The organism is Pseudomonas sp. AK106 (assembly GCF_053903055.1).
In genome coordinates this window covers 4,652,501-4,669,316 of record NZ_CP096426.1, presented here as the reverse complement: position 1 = coordinate 4,669,316, position 16,816 = coordinate 4,652,501, and the positions used below count along the sequence as shown (strand labels likewise).

Here is a 16,816-nt window from a genome sequence, read left to right as displayed (position 1 = left end):
CCATGGCTCAATACGTCTTTACCATGCATCGGCTGAGCAAAGTTGTTCCGCCGAAGCGGGAAATCCTGAAAAACATCTCCCTCTCGTTTTTCCCCGGCGCCAAGATCGGCGTCCTCGGCCTCAACGGTTCGGGTAAATCCACGCTGCTGAAAATCATGGCCGGTGTCGACACCGAGTTTGATGGTGAAGCGCGCCCGATGCCCGAGCTGAACATCGGCTATCTGCCCCAAGAGCCGCAGCTCGACCCGACCAAGACCGTACGGGAAGTGGTCGAGGAAGCGGTCAGCGTGATCAAGGACGCTCAAGCGCGCCTGGACGAAGTCTATGCCGCCTACGCGGAGCCGGACGCTGATTTCGACAAGCTGGCGGCCGAGCAGGCCAAGCTGGAGTCCATCCTGCAAGCCAGCGACGGCCACAACCTGGAGCGCCAGCTGGAAGTCGCCGCCGATGCGCTGCGTCTGCCGGCCTGGGATGCCAAGGTCGAACACCTCTCTGGTGGTGAGAAACGTCGCGTCGCGCTGTGCCGCCTGTTGCTGTCCGCCCCGGACATGCTGCTGCTCGACGAACCGACCAACCACCTGGACGCCGACTCTGTCGCCTGGCTCGAGCATTTCCTGCACGATTTCCCGGGCACCGTCGTGGCGATCACCCACGACCGGTACTTCCTCGACAACGTCGCCGGCTGGATTCTGGAACTCGACCGCGGTGCGGGCATTCCGTACGAAGGCAACTACTCCGGCTGGCTTGAAGCCAAGTCCGATCGTCTGGCGGCCGAATCGAAGCAGCAGTCGGCCCATGAAAAGGCCATGAAAGAAGAACTCGAGTGGGTCCGTAAAGGCGCCAAGGCGCGCCAGTCGAAATCCAAGGCCCGCCTGCAGCGCTTCGAAGAGCTCCAGTCCCAGGAATTCCAGAAGCGCAGCGAAACCAACGAGATCTACATCCCGGCTGGTCCGCGCCTGGGCGACAAGGTCATCGAGTTCAAGAACGTCACCAAGGGCTATGGCGATCGCGTGCTGATCGACAACCTGTCGTTCTCCATGCCTAAAGGCGCCATCGTCGGCGTGATCGGCGGTAACGGTGCCGGTAAGTCAACGCTGTTCCGCATGCTGATGGGCAAGGAGCAACCGGATTCCGGCTCCATCGAAGTCGGCGAAACCGTGCAGCTGGCATGCGTCGATCAAAGCCGCGACGACCTGGACGGCAGCAAAACCGTGTTCGCGCAGATTTCCGACGGCTCCGATCAGATCAAGATCGGCAACTACGAAATCCCGTCGCGCACCTATGTCGGCCGTTTCAACTTCAAAGGCGGTGATCAGCAGAAGTTCGTGAAGGACCTGTCTGGCGGTGAGCGCGGTCGTCTGCACCTGGCGCTGACGTTGAAGGAGGGCGGCAACGTCCTGCTCCTCGACGAACCGTCAAACGACCTCGACGTTGAAACCCTGCGTTCCCTCGAAGAAGCCCTGCTGGACTTCCCGGGTGCTGCCATTGTGATCTCTCACGATCGGTGGTTCCTTGACCGCGTTGCAACTCACATCCTCGCGTACGAAGATGACTCGCAAGCTGTGTTCTTCGAAGGCAACTACACCGAGTACGAAGCCGATCGCAAGAAACGCCTCGGCGACGCAGCCGCTCAGCCGCACCGCGTGCGTCACAAAAAACTGGCCTGATTCGGGTTGGTGTCATAAAAAAACGGAGCCTTCGGGCTCCGTTTTTTTGTCTGGCCTATTGCCGGTCAATTGAGTCAGTCGCCGGCCTCAATCCGCATGACCTCGATGACTGCATCGCCAACCGGCCGCTGCCAAGTGACTTCGTCACCGACACTGGCGCCGAGCAACGCCTTGCCCAGCGGCGACGCCCAATTGATCAACTGACTGCCAGCATCGGCCTGATCCTCTCCGACCAGTTGCACGCGCTGCTCGACACTGTCCTCGTCGGCAAAGGTCACCCAACTGCCAATCTGAACCTTGTCCTCTGACGCGCTGCTGACCACTTGGGCGCTCTGCAGGCGCTGGTTGAAATAACGCAGGTCGCGTTCGATTTCGGCCATGCGCTGTTTGTCGGCGTCATCACCTTGGGCGTTCTGTTCGCTGTATTGCGCTTGCAGCTGCTCAACCTGAACCTGCAATTGATCAAAGCCGCGCTGGGTGACGTAGTTGATCTGGGCGCTGATCTGCCGTTCAACCGGCGGGTCGATTTGCGCGGCGGCGTTGTCTTCGTTGACGAAGGCGCGACTCATGGCGGGCTCCTGTTCATGGCTTGATCACATTGGGCCATAGTGAGTCCCCGATAGTTTCACGCGCTGTCCGCCGCGGCAGGCTTTCAATGAGAGCGGTAGGCTTTGGCGGCGTCCTGAGTTCGCTGACGGTCCCAATCGCGGTCCCGGTCATTCCAGATGCTGTCGCGGCCCTGATCCTGGACATTGCTGTTGGCAAGTTGCGCCTGGCACTGGCGGAATCCGTCCGACCAGCCTTGCGCATACAGCGTGTCACGCAAATAGCGCGGCACGTCCTTTTTGAATTGCCCTTTCATGAGATCGATGGATTGCCGCCCGCTCCCGCAGCCATCCTGAAAACCGTCAGCGAATGCCGGTGGGTAACCTTCGGCCACTAACTGGTCGTGGGTAGACTGACATCCGGCGATGACTACAACGCACCACAGCACAGCCCATCGCGCATTCATTTTGATTTCCTCACTGCTTGAGAGAAGTTTAGAAGCGCTTCTGTGAGTTATTGGTAAAAACGCTGTAGGAAATCCATTAACCGATGCCCGGTCACGCGCATTAAGTTCCGCCTTCTTTGCTTGGCGACGATAGCTTGAAAAACGTCCGGTAATTTTCCTCTGAGCGGGCCGTGCAGATTCAAGGTTGTTAAACTGTCGCGCTGCGCAAAACCGTTTAGGAAGATTGATGAACCTCAGAACGATTCTGATCCTCGGCGCACTCAGCGCTTTTGGCCCGTTGGCCATCGACTTTTACCTGCCAGGTTTCCCGGCCATCGCGTTGGCGTTCGGCACCGACGAGAAACACGTTCAGCTGACCCTGGCCTCTTATTTCCTCGGCCTGAGCATCGGCCAGCTTGCCTATGGCCCGATCGCCGATCGTTTCGGCCGTCGGATCCCGCTGTTGTTTGGCGTCGGCTTGTTCACCCTCGCATCCCTGGCGTGCGCCCTGGCGCCTTCACTGGAGTGGCTGATTGCTGCCCGCTTCGTACAAGCGTTGGGCGGATGTGCCGGCATGGTGCTGTCGCGGGCGATCGTCAGCGACAAATGCTCACCCGTCGACTCGGCCAAGGTGTTCTCGCAATTGATGCTGGTCATGGGCCTGGCGCCGATTCTGGCCCCCATGCTGGGCGGGTTGTTGGTCAACGTCGTGGGTTGGCAGGCCATCTTCCTGACCTTGACGGGATTCAGCGCACTCACCGCAGTGGCGGTATTCAGGGGCTTGCCGGAAAGCATGCCGGCCGGCCACCCGCGACTGCCGCTCTCGGGCGCGCTGGGTTCTTACTGGAACCTGCTGGGCGACCGGATCTTTCTGGGCCACGCGCTCACCGGCGGCATCGCGATGGCCGGGATGTTCTCCTACATTGCTGGCTCGCCTTTCGTTTTCATCAAGCTCTACGGCGTCCCGGCGGAACACTACGGCTGGTTGTTCGGCATCAACGCTGCCGGCTTCATCCTCATCGCCCAGGTGAACGCCCGACTCGTTGGCCGCTATGGTCCGGCGTGGTTGCTGTCGCGGACTGTCTGGATCTATCTCGCTGCCGCTCTCGTGCTGTTGACCATCGCCTCCCTGCACACCGAAAAGCTGTGGCCGCTGCTGATCCCGCTGTTCATCTATATCGCCAGCCTGGGCTGCATCATCCCTAACGCTTCAGCGTGCGCGATGAGCGGGCAGGGCAAACGCGCGGGCAGCGCGTCGGCCTTGTTGGGGTGTTTGCAATTCAGTGTCGCAGCGGGCGCTGCGGCACTGGTTGGCGTACTGCATGACGGAACAGCCGTGCCGATGGCGACCGTCATTACCTTGTGTGGTGTGCTGGCTGTGACGCTTGCCATGATCACTCGCCGGTCGCAGCAGAAGCGAGACGCGCAGACTCCCCACACGGATGTGCGTATTTAACCGACGTCGGCAACGTTAACGCGTTGCCGATTTTCACCGGGTTTAATGTGTGCCTGTACAAGCATGTTCAGCCTGTTGAAAAAGAGTGGGTTACATGAGGTTGTTTACTACTTTCGAATTGGAAACTTCTTACAGGGAATCAAAACTCTTAAGGGAGTCGCGTGATTTATCCAGAGAAGTTCACTTCTGACATCCCCCGTCAGCAGATTATTTTCTTGAAGGGCTCAGGAGTTTCCGTTGTAGGCAATCGCCCTGGCGCTAAATTCGCGAACTGCCGTCATTCCCGCAAATGCCCGTCCTTTAAGGGGGGAAGGCGGCTATCCAGCTGAGTCTGTCCATCAAATGATATGCCGGATTATGCTGAACATTCGCCAAAACGGCCCACAAACAAAGGGCAAGCCCATGGACAAGTTGATCCGCCGATCGGCTGCAGGTCTTATACTAAGCGCCGTCATGGATCCGATTTAATTCTCATTTTTCTAACTGTATTGCGATGGCGCAGCTATCTGTATGGCCTGCAAGTTCAAGCAATCAGAGTTCGTATGAGGTGATTTAAATCAAGGTTCGTTTTCGCCTTAAACACCGATGATGGTCCACCACAGCAGCGGCCCGGCGCTTTCGACTGATTACGCCCGTGATCCCGCGCCAATGCACGCCTCGACCTGCGCACCGGCGCCGGTCCGCTTAGATAATGTTCAACAGGGAGTGAAGACATGGAATATGTACCTTGCATCAGCCAGATCGCTGCGTTGCTCGCCGACCCCAAACGCAGTGCGATCGTGTGGGCATTAATGGACGGAACATCGCGGGCGGCCAATGAAGTAGCTTCGCTGGTGGGTCTTTCCACTTCCTCCGCCGGTGCGCATCTGGCTCGCCTTGCCGCCGGGGGATTGCTGCGCCACGAAGTGCGTGCCCGCAAGCGCTACTTCAGGCTCGCTGCCCCGGAAGTCCGCACCGCCGTCCAGGCGCTGGTCAGTGCATCAATGGTCAGCGCGGATCTGATCAGCCGCAGCATGGCGCAACCGTTGCCCCCACTGCCGCTGTGTCGTGCCAGTGTCTGCGCGGATCACCTGGGTGGCGAAATGGGGGCCGAGCTGTATTTGAGGATGCTGGGCGCGGGCTGGATCGAACAATCCGAGCACCGTCTCGAAGTCACCAGTGTCGGTATTTCCCGCTTTGCCGAACGGGGGATTTTTATTCCCGCGCTGGCCCACAGACGACGCGAAGCCGTGTGTGCCTGTGTTGACTGCCATGAAAGCAGGCCGCACCTGGGCGGCGCCTTGGGGGCAGGGCTTTTGCAGTTGTTCATGCAGCTGGGTTGGCTGCGGACGACGGAAGAGGCCTCTACGTTGCAGGTCTCTTCCAATGGTCAGCGAGAAATCAGCAAGATCGCTTCGGCGGCGTGACGCCCTCGGAGGAAGCGCGGCGTGTGGCGCAGAACGTCCACACGCTTTTGCTCATCAAAGGAGGTGACTGATCAGGGCTTGATCAGGCGGGCGTCGAGGCTGTTTTGCGCCAGGCGCTTGGCCTGATCCTGGGTCATGCCCAGATGGGTGTGCAGCGCGTGGAAGTTCTCGGTCACGTAGCCCCCGAAGTACGCCGGATCATCGGAGTTGACGGTCACTTTCACGCCGCGCTCGAGCATGTCCAGAATGTTGTGCTGACCCATGTGATCGAAAACGCAGAGCTTGGTGTTGGACAACGGGCAGACCGTCAGGGGGATTTGCTCATCGATGATGCGCTGCATCAGGCGCTCGTCTTCGATGGCGCGCACGCCGTGATCGATACGCTGGATCTTCAGCAAATCCAGTGCTTCCCAGATGTACTCCGGCGGACCTTCTTCACCGGCGTGGGCAACAGTCAGGAAGCCTTCACCGCGAGCGCGATCAAAGACGCGCTTGAACTTGCTCGGCGGATGGCCCATTTCCGAGCTGTCCAGGCCGACGGCGACGAAGGTATCGCGATAGGGCAGGGCCATATCGAGGGTTTTCTGCGCTTCGTCTTCGCTCAAATGGCGCAGGAAGCTGAGGATCAGGCCACTGCCGATGCCGAGTTTTTCCTTGCCGTCTTTCAAGGCGCCGGCAATGCCGTTAAGCACGACTTCAAACGGGATGCCACGGTCGGTGTGGGTCTGAGGATCGAAGAACGGTTCGGTGTGAATGACGTTCTGCTCCTTGCAGCGCTCCAGGTAGGCCCAGGTCAGGTCGTAGAAATCCTGCTCGGTGCGCAGCACGTCGGCGCCGCGGTAATACAGGTCGAGAAACTCCTGCAGATTATTGAAGGCATAGGCCTTGCGCAGGGTTTCGACGTCTGCCCAGGGCAGGGCGATCTTGTTGCGCTCAGCCAGAGCGAACAACAGTTCCGGCTCCAGCGAGCCCTCCAGATGCAGGTGCAGTTCTGCCTTGGGCAGGGCGTTCAACCAGTCGTACATGGGCGTTGTCTCTTAAGGTGCAATGCCGGGCATTCTACAGAGTCAGGCGCGTGGGCTGAATAAAACCTGACCGGACGGTTCACACGGTACTTTGGCTTGCATCACCAACGGTTCAGGCAACGATACGTCGCATTTGCCGGGGTTTATAGGCGACTGCCGGTCCTGAACACCGTCAGATTGAAGACAATTTGATGGGGCGGCGCGACGATGTGTCGCGACCCGCTGCTAACCTGTCTTGAAACCTTTGTTTACATCCACACTCTCAAGCGCTTCAGTAAACTTCACTTCATGGATGTGCGGCCAGGGTCGCAAGGGGCTAAAAGGCAGCGATGGGCACGATTCTAAAGCAGGAAAAGTTTCTTCTACTGGCGGTCATTGCGACCTTTTTCGCGTACTTCTACGAACATCAGTTGCTCAGCAATGGGCACACCATCGCGCTGATCGCGGGCATCGCCCTGGTGGGCTTCATCATATGCGCCTCGCTGCGCGTGGCTCACCATGCCGAGTTGCTGGCGGAAAAGGTCGGTGATCCCTACGGTACGATGATCCTGACCTTGTCGGCGGTGCTGGTTGAGGTCGTGATTCTGGCGATCATGATGAGTAACGAACCTTCACCCACGCTGGTGCGGGACACCATCTACTCGGCCGTAATGCTCGACATCAACGGGATTCTGGGTCTGGCCGCGTTGATGGGCGGGCTCAAGCACGGCGAACAGTCTTACAACGATGACTCCGCGCGGTCTTACAGCGTGATGATTCTGACTGCCATGGCGGTGTCGATGGTGGTGCCGGAATTCATTCCCGAAGGGAAGTGGAAGCTTTACTCGGCCTTCACCATCGGCGCAATGATTCTGCTTTATGCGCTGTTCCTGCGTATGCAGGTTGGGCCGCACAGTTACTTCTTCAGCTACAACTACCCGGACAAGAAGCGCCGCAAGGGTGAGGCCGAAGAAGCGCACGAGCCAGTCAACCTGACGCGTTCGATCGCCACGCTGGTTTTCGGCGTGGTGGTGATTGGCGCGTTGGCCGAGGTCATGTCGAAAACCGTCGATCTGGGTCTGGAAGGCAGCGGCGCGCCGCCTGTCATGACGGCGATTCTGGTGGCGGCGATCTCGGCAGCGCCGGAAATCCTGACCGCCTTGCGAGCCGCGCTGGCCAACCGCATGCAGTCAGTGGTCAACATTGCGCTGGGGGCCTCGCTGTCGACGGTGATCCTGACCGTTCCGGTCATGGAAGGCATGGCGCTCTACAGCGGTCAGGCGTTCCAGATGGCGATGACGCCGGTGCAGACAGTGATGATCTTCGTCACCTTGCTGGTCTGCGCCATCAACCTCAACGACGGCGAAACCAACGCCATCGAAGGCATGACGCATTTTGTGCTGTTTGCCACCTTCATCATGCTGTCTTTGATGGGGCTGTAGACCGGTTTCGGCTTGAGGGCAGCAGTGGGGAGTCAGCAGTTTCACTTCCCCACCGCTGCGGCAACGCATCACCCTCTGATCAATTCCGCAGCGGCCTGCCGATGGTCTGCGACCAATCCCTTCAGATCCAGCCCTTCTACCTCACCGTCAATCACTCGCCATTTGCCGCCGATCATCACCCGATCTGCGCGATCAGCCCCGCACAGCAACAGCGCCGAGAGCGGATCGTGGCTGCCAGAGAAGCGCAACTCGTCCAGCTTGAACAGCGCCAGATCAGCCTGTTTGCCCACGGCCAACTCGCCAATGTCCTGCCGGCCCAACAATTGCGCCGAGCCCTTGGTCGCCCAGCCCAATGCCAGTTCCGGCGTGATCTTTTCCGCCCCGTAACGCAAGCGCTGCAGGTAAAGCGCTTGCTTGGCTTCCAGCATCATGTTCGAGGCGTCGTTTGACGCAGATCCATCGACGCCCAGACCGATTGTCGCGCCCGCCGCAAGCAGGTCCAGCGTGGGGCAGATGCCTGATGCAAGGCGCATGTTCGAACTCGGGCAATGACAGACCCCGGTGCCCGCCTGGCCGAGGCGTGTGATCTCTTCACTGTTGAAGTGAATCCCGTGCGCCAGCCAGGTACGAGGGCCAAGCCACCCGACGCTGTCCAGGTAATCCACTGTGCGCAGGCCGAAGCGCTGCAGGCAGAAATCCTCTTCATCCAGGGTTTCGGCCAGATGCGTGTGCAGGCGCACGTCGTGCTTCTCCGCCAGCGCCGCGCTTTCAGCCATGATCTCGGTTGTCACGGAAAACGGCGAACACGGTGCTAACGCAATCTGGACTTGCGCGCCGTCACCCCGCTCGTGGTAGGTCTCGATCAACCGCACGCTGTCATCGAGAATCACCTGGCCCTGCTGGACGGTTTGTTGGGGTGGCAGGCCTCCGTCTGCCTCGCCCAGGGTCATCGAACCCCGCGTCAGCATCGCGCGCATCCCCAGTTCGCGGACGCTTTCTACCTGGACATCGATGGCGTCTTCCAGACCCTGCGGAAACAAATAATGGTGGTCGGCGGCGGTGGTGCAGCCCGACAGCAGCAACTCGGTCAGGGCGACCTTGCTGGCCAGTGCGAGCTTTTCCGGCGTTAATCGCGCCCACACCGGGTACAGGGTTTTCAGCCAGGGGAATAACGGCTGATTGACCACCGGGCCCCAGGCGCGAGTCAGCGTTTGATAAAAGTGGTGGTGAGTGTTGATCAGGCCGGGCAGCAGCACATGCTCCCGTGCATCGAATACGTGATCGCAAGGCTGTGCAGGCTGTTGCCCGAGCGGGAGCATCTCAGCGATAACCCCGCCTTCGACCACCAGGCCGCCGCGAGCATCGAGTTCATTGGCCGTGAAAACGGCGAGGGGATTTTTCAACCAGGTACGGATCGCGGGCATTGGCCGGCTCCTCTGAAAGTGGGTTCAGGTCGCCAGCTCAGTGTTGCCCTGTCTGCTGATCCAGGGTCGCCGCAGCATCGAACGTGCTGCGAGGCGAGGGCGGATTCTAGAATGGTGTGGCGGGCGCGGGCAAGTCACGTCAGCTCATGCTGCCGCGACTTGCATCGCAATCACCAGGGAATCGTCTCACCCTTATAGTTCACGAAGTGATGACCGCCTTTCCCTGCAAACCGCTCAATCTGCTCGACAATCCCACGCACGCTGGTCTCGACGTCGATATCCGCGCCTTCGCCACCCATCGCCGTACGGACCCAGCCCGGGTGCATCGATACCACGGTGGGCTTGTTATCGGCCAATTGCGTCACGAACGTGTGGGTCATTGAGTTCAGCGCGGCTTTGCTTGCTTTGTACAGCGCCATCTCTGGCGCGTCTGGCATGGTGACGCTGCCGAGCACCGAGCTCATGAACGCAATCACGCCGGTCTCGGGACGGATCTGGTCGACGAAGCGCTTGGCGAGGCGGATGGGCGCGACGGCGTTGGTGAGAAACAGCTGACCCAGTTCGCCGGCAGTGGCGTCGGTGGGGTTGGGATGCATCGGACCCATCACGCCGGCGTTGACGAACAGCAGGTCATACGTCTGGCCCTTGAGGTTATGAGTCAGCACTTCGAGGGAAGACGGCTCGTCGATGTCCAGTGTCTGCAAGTGAACATTCGGCAGTGCCTTGATCTCGTCGGCCTTTTGAGCGTCGCGGACGGTGGCAGTGACTTCCCAGCCCAGTTCCGTCAGACGTTTCACCAGTCCGAGGCCGAGGCCGCGTGACGCTCCGATGATCAGGGCTGTTTTAGGGGTGGACATTGAAATGACTCCTTTACAGGCAAACAAAAAATTTAGCTCAATCCATGGACAGCACGGCGCGACGGGAATTTTGTTTCTTGAAGCGCCGTGTTGCCGCGAGGCGCTCACGTTAGCGCCAGAGGATGACAGAGGCTCGCGACATATGTGAGTGGACGTTTCCCACAGGAAGCTCAGGGGGCAGGATGGCGCACGCTCGTGCCTGCTGGCGGTATGTCTGTATAAAAAATATCCAATTCCGCCAATGCGTGCTGTACCCGGCAGTCGGCGAAGGCTTGCACGGGTTATCCACAGTTTGCTCCACAGGTAATGTGAGCAACTGTGGAGTAGCGATACAGTCCGCTCGAATCGGGGGTTGCATCGGCATAACTGGCGTTAACATCCTGTTTTACGACAGGTTTTACTCACAAGGCACTGTTTTGGCTAAAAAGTGATCAAGCTCCGCCAAGCCATATGGATCAAGGGCTGCGGCGGTGTGTGCTCAGCTTGTCCACAGCCGGATGCACAGTAGATGTGGGCAAATCCACTGGCGATTAGGGTCGTCGCGTTTCATTGCAGGACCGGCTTTAGCCGGGAAGGCGTCGATGGGTCCGTGGATCGGTTACTGCGGCCGCTGCAACACGATCCGACCGCGACTGATGTCGGACAATTGGCGCTGAAGCGTTTCGATCTGCTCGGGCCCCAGGGCGATTGAGAGCGTGACGCCGTTTGCGTTGAAGCGCTCATCCTCCACAAGCCCGTTGAGTTCAGCCACTCGCAGCTTTATCAGCACCAGTTCACTGAAGCTGCAATCGAATTGCAACGACACTCGGTTGATCAACGGCACCCGATCAGCCTGCTGCAGGCATTTATTGGCGCCTCCACCGTAGGCCCTCGCGAGCCCGCCGGTGCCCAGTTGAATCCCGCCGTACCAGCGGATGACCAGCACTACGACCTGATCGAAATCCTGAGCATCAATGGCCGCGAGTATCGGCCGCCCAGCCGTGCCGCCCGGTTCTCCATCGTCGTTGCTGCGGTACTGCGCGCCCAGCTTCCAGGCCCAGCAATTGTGCGTGGCGTCGAGATCACTGTGCTCCTCGATGAACGCTTGAGCATCGGCAGCCGTGTCGATGGGGGCGGCGAGGGTAATGAATCGGCTCTTGCGAATCTCTTCGCGAAACTCGCAGGGGCCGGTGAGCGTAAAAGGCATTGTAGTTCCAGACTGCGCTTGGGTTTTCAGGGTTATAAAGCAGGCGTGAGTCCGCAGCCTTTGAGGATAATGCGGATCAAGTTATCCCCAGCGGCCTCCATGTCTTGCTTGGTCAGCTTCGAACGGCCGGTGACCTGGCAAATCTGCGTGGCGAAGTCAGCGTAATGCTGAGTGCTGCCCCACAGCAGGAAAATCAGATGCACCGGATCGACCGGATCCATCTTTCCGTCGTCGATCCAGGCCTGGAAAACGGCGGCACGCCCCTGGAACCATTCGCGGTAGTCCTGGCTGAAATACTGGCTCAGGCACTCGCCGCCACTGATGATCTCCATCGCGAATATGCGCGAAGCTTGTGGCTGGCGTCGTGAGAACTCCATCTTGGCGCGTATGTAGTGCGTCAGCGCCTGTGCCGGATCGTCGTCTGCGCTCAAGTTGTTAAAGGTGCTGTCCCACAACTCGATGATGTTGCTCAGCACCGCGATATACAGACCCAGCTTGTTGGTGAAGTAATAGTGCAAGTTGGCTTTGGGCAAACCGGCATTCTGCGCGATGGTGTTCATGCTGGTGCCCTTGAAGCCATGCCGAGCGAACTCGTCCTCGGCAGCCTTGAGGATCGCTTCTTCGTTCTTCTGCCGAATGCGGCTGGCCGGTTTGGTGGCGCTGGGGCTGTGAGCGGGGACTTCGAGGGTCATGTGCGGTTCCAGACGGATCATTTGGGTGCGACGCGGTGAACACATAGCGCACCCGCGATCATCCGACAAGCGTGACCTTGTAAATCAGTGCTCAAAGGATTCCGTTGCCTGGTTGTTGGCTTCGCTCGAGGTCTTGGCCTCCGGAAGTAACAGGCACATCACGATGGCCGTCAGACCGCCGCTGGTGATTGCCGAGTCAAACAGGCTCTGCACCCATTGCGGCAAATGATGCAGCAGCGTCGGCTGCGCCGCGATACCCAGCCCTACACCGAACGAGGTGGCGATGATCAACATGCTGCGGCGATCCAGCGGCGCTTGAGCAAGGATCCGGACGCCCGCCGCCGCGACGCTGCCGAACATCACCAATGTTGCGCCGCCAAGCACTGGTTTCGGAATCTGCTGAAGAACCGCACCGATCACCGGAAACAGTCCAAGCAGAAAAAGGATCGCTCCTATATAGAGGCCGACATAGCGGCTGGCCACGCCGGTGAGCTGAATCACCCCGTTATTCTGCGCAAAGGTGGTATTCGGGAATGCGCTGAAAGTCGCCGCGATCATGCAACTGACACCGTCGCCCAATACACCGCCCTTCAGTCGGGCAATGTAGCTTTGGCCCTTGATGGGTTCGCGGGAGAGCATGCAGTTGGCGGTGAGGTCGCCGACGGTTTCGATACTGCTGATCAGATAAATAAGCGCTACCGGTAGGAACGCGGCCCAGTCGAAGCTGAATCCGAACCGAAAGGGCACGGGAATGCTGACCAGCGCAACATCGGCGATGGAGTGAGGTAAGAGCTTGCCGCTGAACCACGCTGCAATGCTGCCGACCGCGAGCCCGATAATAATGGCCGACAGCCGCAACCAGGGCGCGCTTGAACGGTTGAGCACGACGATCACTGCCAGCACAAAAACGCCAAGGGCCAGATTCACCGGCTCGCCGAAGTCCGGAGCGTTGAAGCCGCCTCCCAGATCAGTCACGCCGACCTTGATCAGACTGACGCCGATCAGCGTGATGACGATACCGGTGACCAGCGGTGTGATCACCCGACGCAATTGGCCGATGAAACGGCTCAGCACAATCTGCACGACGGCGCCGAAGAAACATACCCCGAACACCATGGCCATGATGTCTTCCGGGCTGCCACCGCGCTGCTTGACCATGAAACCTGCCGACAGCACCGCACCGAGAAATGCGAAGCTGGTGCCTTGCAGGCAAATCATGCCGGCGCCGATACCGAACGGTCGGCGCGCCTGAATGAACGTGCCCACACCCGAGACCATCAGCGCCATGCTGATCAGATAAGGCATGTAAGCACCGAGCCCGAGCGCCGATCCGATAATCAGTGGCGGCGTGATAATGCCCACGAATGCGGCGAGGACATGCTGGATTGCAGCCAGGACCGCGGGCCCGGGGTGCGGTCGGTCGTTGAGGCCATAGATGAGGTCGTTATTGTCTGGCGCTTCAGGCTGCATGCTGGCTCTCGATGTTTGTGTGGGGCTTCGACATCCAGCGTTACTGCAAAAACCTGTCCAATTGATCAGTTACCTGTTCACCGATTCGCTGTACATGCCCGTGTCTCAAGGGCTGGACGAATATGGCAGCCGGTTGACGGCGTGTTATTGAGGCGTCGACGTACTGAGCCGGCTTCATCGTGTGGCAGCCAGACTCTCCAGAAAACTTTCCAGCACCAAATGGGGGCGGCGGCCTTTGCGCGTGACGGTCACAAGGCTGAGGTCATAAAACCGCGCTTTGGGCTTCAGCGCACGCAGCCGACCTTGTTGCACCCAAAGGCTGGCGTAGTGGTCGGGCAGATAACCGATGTAACGCCCGGTCAGAATCAGAAACGCCATGCCTTCCCGATCCGACGCGCTCGCGGTGCACTTCAACGCCTGATAGTGGGCCTGGATTTCACTCGGCAGACGAAACGTCGGCGCAATGGTTTCCTGTGCGGACAGTCGATCGTCGTCAAGCAGCGCATCGTCTACGTAAAACAAGGGATGCCCGACCGCGCAATACAGCAGCGAACGTTCGCTATACAGCGGCTGATATTCCAGGCCTGACAAGGCGCTGGCCTGGGGTACGACGCCAACATGCAAGCTGCCGTCGAGCACCCCTTGCTCGACTTCGTTGGGCGCGATCATGCGGATATTGATGTGCACGTCCGGGCCACGTTCTTTCAGCTGGGAAAGCGCGTGGGTGATGCGCATGTGGGGGAGTGTGACCAGATTGTCCGTTAGCCCGATGTTCAATTCGCCGCGCAGATGTCGGTGAAGACCGTTCACCTCCGTACGAAAACTCTCAAGTGCGCTCAATAGCTGCAGTGATGACTGATAAACCTCTCGGCCTTCCTCCGTCAGGGAAAACCCGGCACGGCCTCGTTGGCAAAGGCGTAATCCCAGGCGCTGTTCGAGATCACTCATCTGCTGACTGATGGCAGATCGACCAATACCCAGCGCGCTTTCCGCTGCCGAGAAGCCGCCGGACTCTACTACGCTGCGAAAGATGCGCAGCAGACGGATGTCAAAATCGCTGACTTGCGCCAGCGGGTCGTTGCGGCGGGTGCTCATAGTTTAGTGGCCGGTGAACTGAGGATCGTAAAAGCAGGGTTTTCCAGACTTTATGCCCGTGACACTTTAGCTGCAACCGGCTTGCACCCGCCCGCAATTCAATGGGGAAGTCAGGCCCCCACGACCAGTGAGGTTAATTCCGATGAATATGCCCGAATCGTCCGACATGTCTCTGGCGAGCCAACTCAAACTTGACGCCCACTGGATGCCCTACACGGCGAACCGAAACTTCCATCGCGATCCACGTCTGATCGTCGCCGCCGAGGGGAGCTATCTCACGGACGACAAAGGCCGCAAAATTTATGACGGTCTGTCGGGGCTGTGGACCTGTGGGGCAGGGCACACCCGCAAGGAGATTCAGGAAGCGGTTTCCCGGCAGCTAGGTACGCTGGACTACTCGCCGGGATTCCAATTCGGACACCCGCTGTCCTTCCAGCTGGCTGAAAAGATCACCGATCTGACACCCGGCAAGCTGAATCACGTCTTCTATACCGACTCCGGATCGGAGTGCGCTGACACTGCCGTCAAGATGGTGCGCGCTTACTGGCGCTTGAAAGGCCAGGCGACCAAAACCAAGATGATCGGCCGTGCCCGTGGCTATCACGGCGTGAACATCGCGGGCACCAGCCTGGGTGGCGTCAACGGCAACCGCAAGATGTTCGGGCAATTGATGGACGTCGATCATCTGCCTCATACACTGCTTGCCAGCAACGCCTATTCACGTGGCATGCCGGAGCAGGGCGGCGTTGCGCTGGCGGATGAGATGCTCAAGCTGATCGAGCTGCACGACGCTTCGAACATTGCAGCGGTGATCGTTGAGCCCATGGCGGGCTCTGCGGGCGTGATTGTTCCGCCGCAGGGGTATCTCAAGCGTCTGCGTGAAATCTGTGATCAGCACAATATTCTGCTGATTTTCGACGAGGTGATTACTGGCTTCGGGCGCACCGGTTCGATGTTCGGCGCCGACAGCTTCGGCGTGACGCCGGACTTGATGTGTATCGCCAAGCAGATCACCAACGGTGCGATCCCCATGGGAGCAGTCATTGCGAGCACCGAGATCTACCAGACGTTCATGAACCAGCCGACGCCCGAGTACGCCGTGGAGTTTCCCCATGGCTATACCTATTCAGCTCATCCGGTTGCCTGCGCTGCCGGGCTTGCCGCCCTGGAGATCATTCAGCGCGAGAGCCTGGTGCAGCAAGTAGCCGAAACCGCACCCCATTTCGAAAACTCGTTGCACGGCCTCAAGGGCAGCAAAAACGTCGTCGACATCCGTAACTATGGGCTTGCAGGCGCTATTCAGATTGCACCGCGCGACGGCGATGCCATTGTGCGTCCCTTCGAGACCGCGATGAAGCTGTGGAAGGCCGGTTTCTACGTGCGCTTCGGCGGTGACACCCTGCAATTTGGCCCGACTTTCAACAGCAAGCCGGACGACCTCGACCGCATGTTTGACGCAGTTGGTCAGGCCCTGAATCAAATCGACTGATCCCCTTTGCAGGCTCACAGGCGCCACTTCGGTAGCGCCTGCGGGCTGATATTTTCCGGAGTTATGCATGAGCACCATTCAACACCTGATACATGGCGAGCTGATCAGCGAAAACGGCCGCTGCGCCGATGTGTTCAACCCGTCGACTGGCCAGGCCATTCGCACGGTGCCACTCGCCAGTCGCGAAACCGTGCAACAGGCGATCGACTCGGCCAAAGCGGCCTTCCCTGCATGGCGCAACACCCCTCCTGCCAAACGCGCGCAGGTGATGTTCCGCTTCAAGCAGCTCTTGGAGCAGAACGAGGCACGTATTGCCCGACTGATCAGCGAAGAGCACGGCAAGACCCTCGAAGACGCGGCGGGAGAACTTAAACGCGGTATCGAGAATGTCGAATACGCGAGTGCGGCGCCTGAGATCCTCAAGGGCGAGTACAGCCGCAACGTCGGCCCGAACATTGATGCATGGTCTGACTTTCAGCCGCTTGGCGTAGTGGCGGGCATCACCCCGTTCAACTTTCCCGCGATGGTTCCGCTTTGGATGTACCCGTTGGCGATCGCCTGCGGCAACTGTTTCATCCTCAAACCGTCCGAGCGCGATCCGAGCTCAACGTTGCTGATCGCTGAGTTGCTGCATGAG

The 16,816-nt window shown here is 59.2% G+C and carries 15 protein-coding genes (1 of these 15 only partly in view); 6 read left to right on the top strand and 9 right to left on the bottom strand.

Annotated elements, in window-relative coordinates; translation table 11 throughout:
* Positions 1-2 precede the first annotated feature (2 nt).
* A complete protein-coding gene (gene ettA / locus M1E04_RS20565; protein ID WP_065987538.1) occupies positions 3-1,667 on the top strand; it encodes an energy-dependent translational throttle protein EttA in 1,665 nt (554 codons plus the stop codon).
* A gap of 74 nt (positions 1,668-1,741) precedes the next feature.
* Here ettA and M1E04_RS20560 read toward each other — a convergent pair whose 3' ends face one another.
* Entirely contained in the window at positions 1,742-2,236 is a 495-nt protein-coding gene (locus M1E04_RS20560; RefSeq protein ID WP_456291953.1) for a GreA/GreB family elongation factor, read from the bottom strand.
* A gap of 83 nt (positions 2,237-2,319) precedes the next feature.
* Positions 2,320-2,679, bottom strand: coding sequence for a hypothetical protein (locus M1E04_RS20555; protein WP_192132871.1), 360 nt, complete (start codon positions 2,677-2,679; stop codon positions 2,320-2,322).
* A gap of 226 nt (positions 2,680-2,905) precedes the next feature.
* On the opposite strand from M1E04_RS20555, the gene M1E04_RS20550 reads away from it, so the two are divergent.
* Together M1E04_RS20550 and M1E04_RS20545 are read left to right on the top strand one after the other, a co-directional pair.
* Entirely contained in the window at positions 2,906-4,114 is a 1,209-nt protein-coding gene (locus M1E04_RS20550) for a multidrug effflux MFS transporter (RefSeq protein WP_065987536.1), read from the top strand.
* 713 nt (positions 4,115-4,827) lie between these two features.
* The gene (locus M1E04_RS20545) at positions 4,828-5,520 is read left to right on the top strand and encodes an ArsR/SmtB family transcription factor (protein ID WP_065987535.1); all 693 of its coding nucleotides are present in this window, start codon (positions 4,828-4,830) and stop codon (positions 5,518-5,520) included.
* A gap of 71 nt (positions 5,521-5,591) precedes the next feature.
* Here the strand turns inward: M1E04_RS20545 and M1E04_RS20540 are convergent, their stop codons facing one another.
* Entirely contained in the window at positions 5,592-6,545 is a 954-nt protein-coding gene (locus tag M1E04_RS20540) for an adenosine deaminase (RefSeq protein ID WP_456291952.1), read from the bottom strand.
* Positions 6,546-6,874: 329 nt separating this feature from the next.
* Here M1E04_RS20540 and M1E04_RS20535 point away from each other — a divergent pair, with 329 nt between their 5' ends.
* Positions 6,875-7,966, top strand: a complete 1,092-nt coding sequence (locus M1E04_RS20535) for a calcium:proton antiporter (RefSeq protein ID WP_192132869.1) — start codon at positions 6,875-6,877, stop codon at positions 7,964-7,966.
* Between the two features lie 68 nt (positions 7,967-8,034).
* Here M1E04_RS20535 and M1E04_RS20530 read toward each other — a convergent pair whose 3' ends face one another.
* The 6 genes from M1E04_RS20530 to M1E04_RS20505 form a co-directional block, all read right to left on the bottom strand.
* The gene (locus M1E04_RS20530) at positions 8,035-9,390 is read right to left on the bottom strand and encodes an 8-oxoguanine deaminase (protein WP_456291951.1); all 1,356 of its coding nucleotides are present in this window, start codon (positions 9,388-9,390) and stop codon (positions 8,035-8,037) included.
* Positions 9,391-9,560: 170 nt separating this feature from the next.
* Positions 9,561-10,247 carry an SDR family oxidoreductase gene (locus M1E04_RS20525; protein WP_456291950.1) on the bottom strand — a complete coding sequence of 229 codons (687 nt, stop codon included), beginning with the start codon at positions 10,245-10,247 and terminating at the stop codon, positions 9,561-9,563.
* A 598-nt stretch (positions 10,248-10,845) separates the two neighbouring features.
* On the bottom strand, positions 10,846-11,433 hold the full coding sequence (locus tag M1E04_RS20520) for an IMPACT family protein (RefSeq protein ID WP_410930603.1): 588 nt from the start codon (positions 11,431-11,433) through the stop codon (positions 10,846-10,848).
* 32 nt (positions 11,434-11,465) lie between these two features.
* On the bottom strand, positions 11,466-12,125 hold the full coding sequence (locus tag M1E04_RS20515; RefSeq protein ID WP_192132861.1) for a TetR/AcrR family transcriptional regulator: 660 nt from the start codon (positions 12,123-12,125) through the stop codon (positions 11,466-11,468).
* An 84-nt stretch (positions 12,126-12,209) separates the two neighbouring features.
* The gene (locus tag M1E04_RS20510; protein WP_456291949.1) at positions 12,210-13,595 is read right to left on the bottom strand and encodes a uracil-xanthine permease family protein; all 1,386 of its coding nucleotides are present in this window, start codon (positions 13,593-13,595) and stop codon (positions 12,210-12,212) included.
* Between the two features lie 174 nt (positions 13,596-13,769).
* A complete protein-coding gene (locus M1E04_RS20505; RefSeq protein ID WP_065987527.1) occupies positions 13,770-14,690 on the bottom strand; it encodes a LysR family transcriptional regulator in 921 nt (306 codons plus the stop codon).
* A gap of 142 nt (positions 14,691-14,832) precedes the next feature.
* Between M1E04_RS20505 and M1E04_RS20500 the strand changes: the two genes are divergently transcribed.
* Both M1E04_RS20500 and M1E04_RS20495 read left to right on the top strand, forming a co-directional pair.
* On the top strand, positions 14,833-16,179 hold the full coding sequence (locus M1E04_RS20500) for an aspartate aminotransferase family protein (RefSeq protein WP_065987526.1): 1,347 nt from the start codon (positions 14,833-14,835) through the stop codon (positions 16,177-16,179).
* Positions 16,180-16,246: 67 nt separating this feature from the next.
* Positions 16,247-16,816: the start of a CoA-acylating methylmalonate-semialdehyde dehydrogenase gene (locus M1E04_RS20495; RefSeq protein WP_456291948.1), read on the top strand. The gene runs 924 nt beyond the window's last position; 570 of the gene's 1,494 nt are visible here — the first part of the coding sequence; its start codon is at positions 16,247-16,249; the stop codon falls past the right edge of the window.

Coding starts and splice junctions, on each gene's coding strand:
- ettA (WP_065987538.1), top strand. CDS start 3: ATGGCTCAATACGTCTTTACCATGCATCGGCTGAGCAAAGTTGTTCCG.
- M1E04_RS20560 (WP_456291953.1), bottom strand. CDS start 2,236: ATGAGTCGCGCCTTCGTCAACGAAGACAACGCCGCCGCGCAAATCGAC.
- M1E04_RS20555 (WP_192132871.1), bottom strand. CDS start 2,679: ATGAATGCGCGATGGGCTGTGCTGTGGTGCGTTGTAGTCATCGCCGGA.
- M1E04_RS20550 (WP_065987536.1), top strand. CDS start 2,906: ATGAACCTCAGAACGATTCTGATCCTCGGCGCACTCAGCGCTTTTGGC.
- M1E04_RS20545 (WP_065987535.1), top strand. CDS start 4,828: ATGGAATATGTACCTTGCATCAGCCAGATCGCTGCGTTGCTCGCCGAC.
- M1E04_RS20540 (WP_456291952.1), bottom strand. CDS start 6,545: ATGTACGACTGGTTGAACGCCCTGCCCAAGGCAGAACTGCACCTGCAT.
- M1E04_RS20535 (WP_192132869.1), top strand. CDS start 6,875: ATGGGCACGATTCTAAAGCAGGAAAAGTTTCTTCTACTGGCGGTCATT.
- M1E04_RS20530 (WP_456291951.1), bottom strand. CDS start 9,390: ATGCCCGCGATCCGTACCTGGTTGAAAAATCCCCTCGCCGTTTTCACG.
- M1E04_RS20525 (WP_456291950.1), bottom strand. CDS start 10,247: ATGTCCACCCCTAAAACAGCCCTGATCATCGGAGCGTCACGCGGCCTC.
- M1E04_RS20520 (WP_410930603.1), bottom strand. CDS start 11,433: ATGCCTTTTACGCTCACCGGCCCCTGCGAGTTTCGCGAAGAGATTCGC.
- M1E04_RS20515 (WP_192132861.1), bottom strand. CDS start 12,125: ATGACCCTCGAAGTCCCCGCTCACAGCCCCAGCGCCACCAAACCGGCC.
- M1E04_RS20510 (WP_456291949.1), bottom strand. CDS start 13,595: ATGCAGCCTGAAGCGCCAGACAATAACGACCTCATCTATGGCCTCAAC.
- M1E04_RS20505 (WP_065987527.1), bottom strand. CDS start 14,690: ATGAGCACCCGCCGCAACGACCCGCTGGCGCAAGTCAGCGATTTTGAC.
- M1E04_RS20500 (WP_065987526.1), top strand. CDS start 14,833: ATGAATATGCCCGAATCGTCCGACATGTCTCTGGCGAGCCAACTCAAA.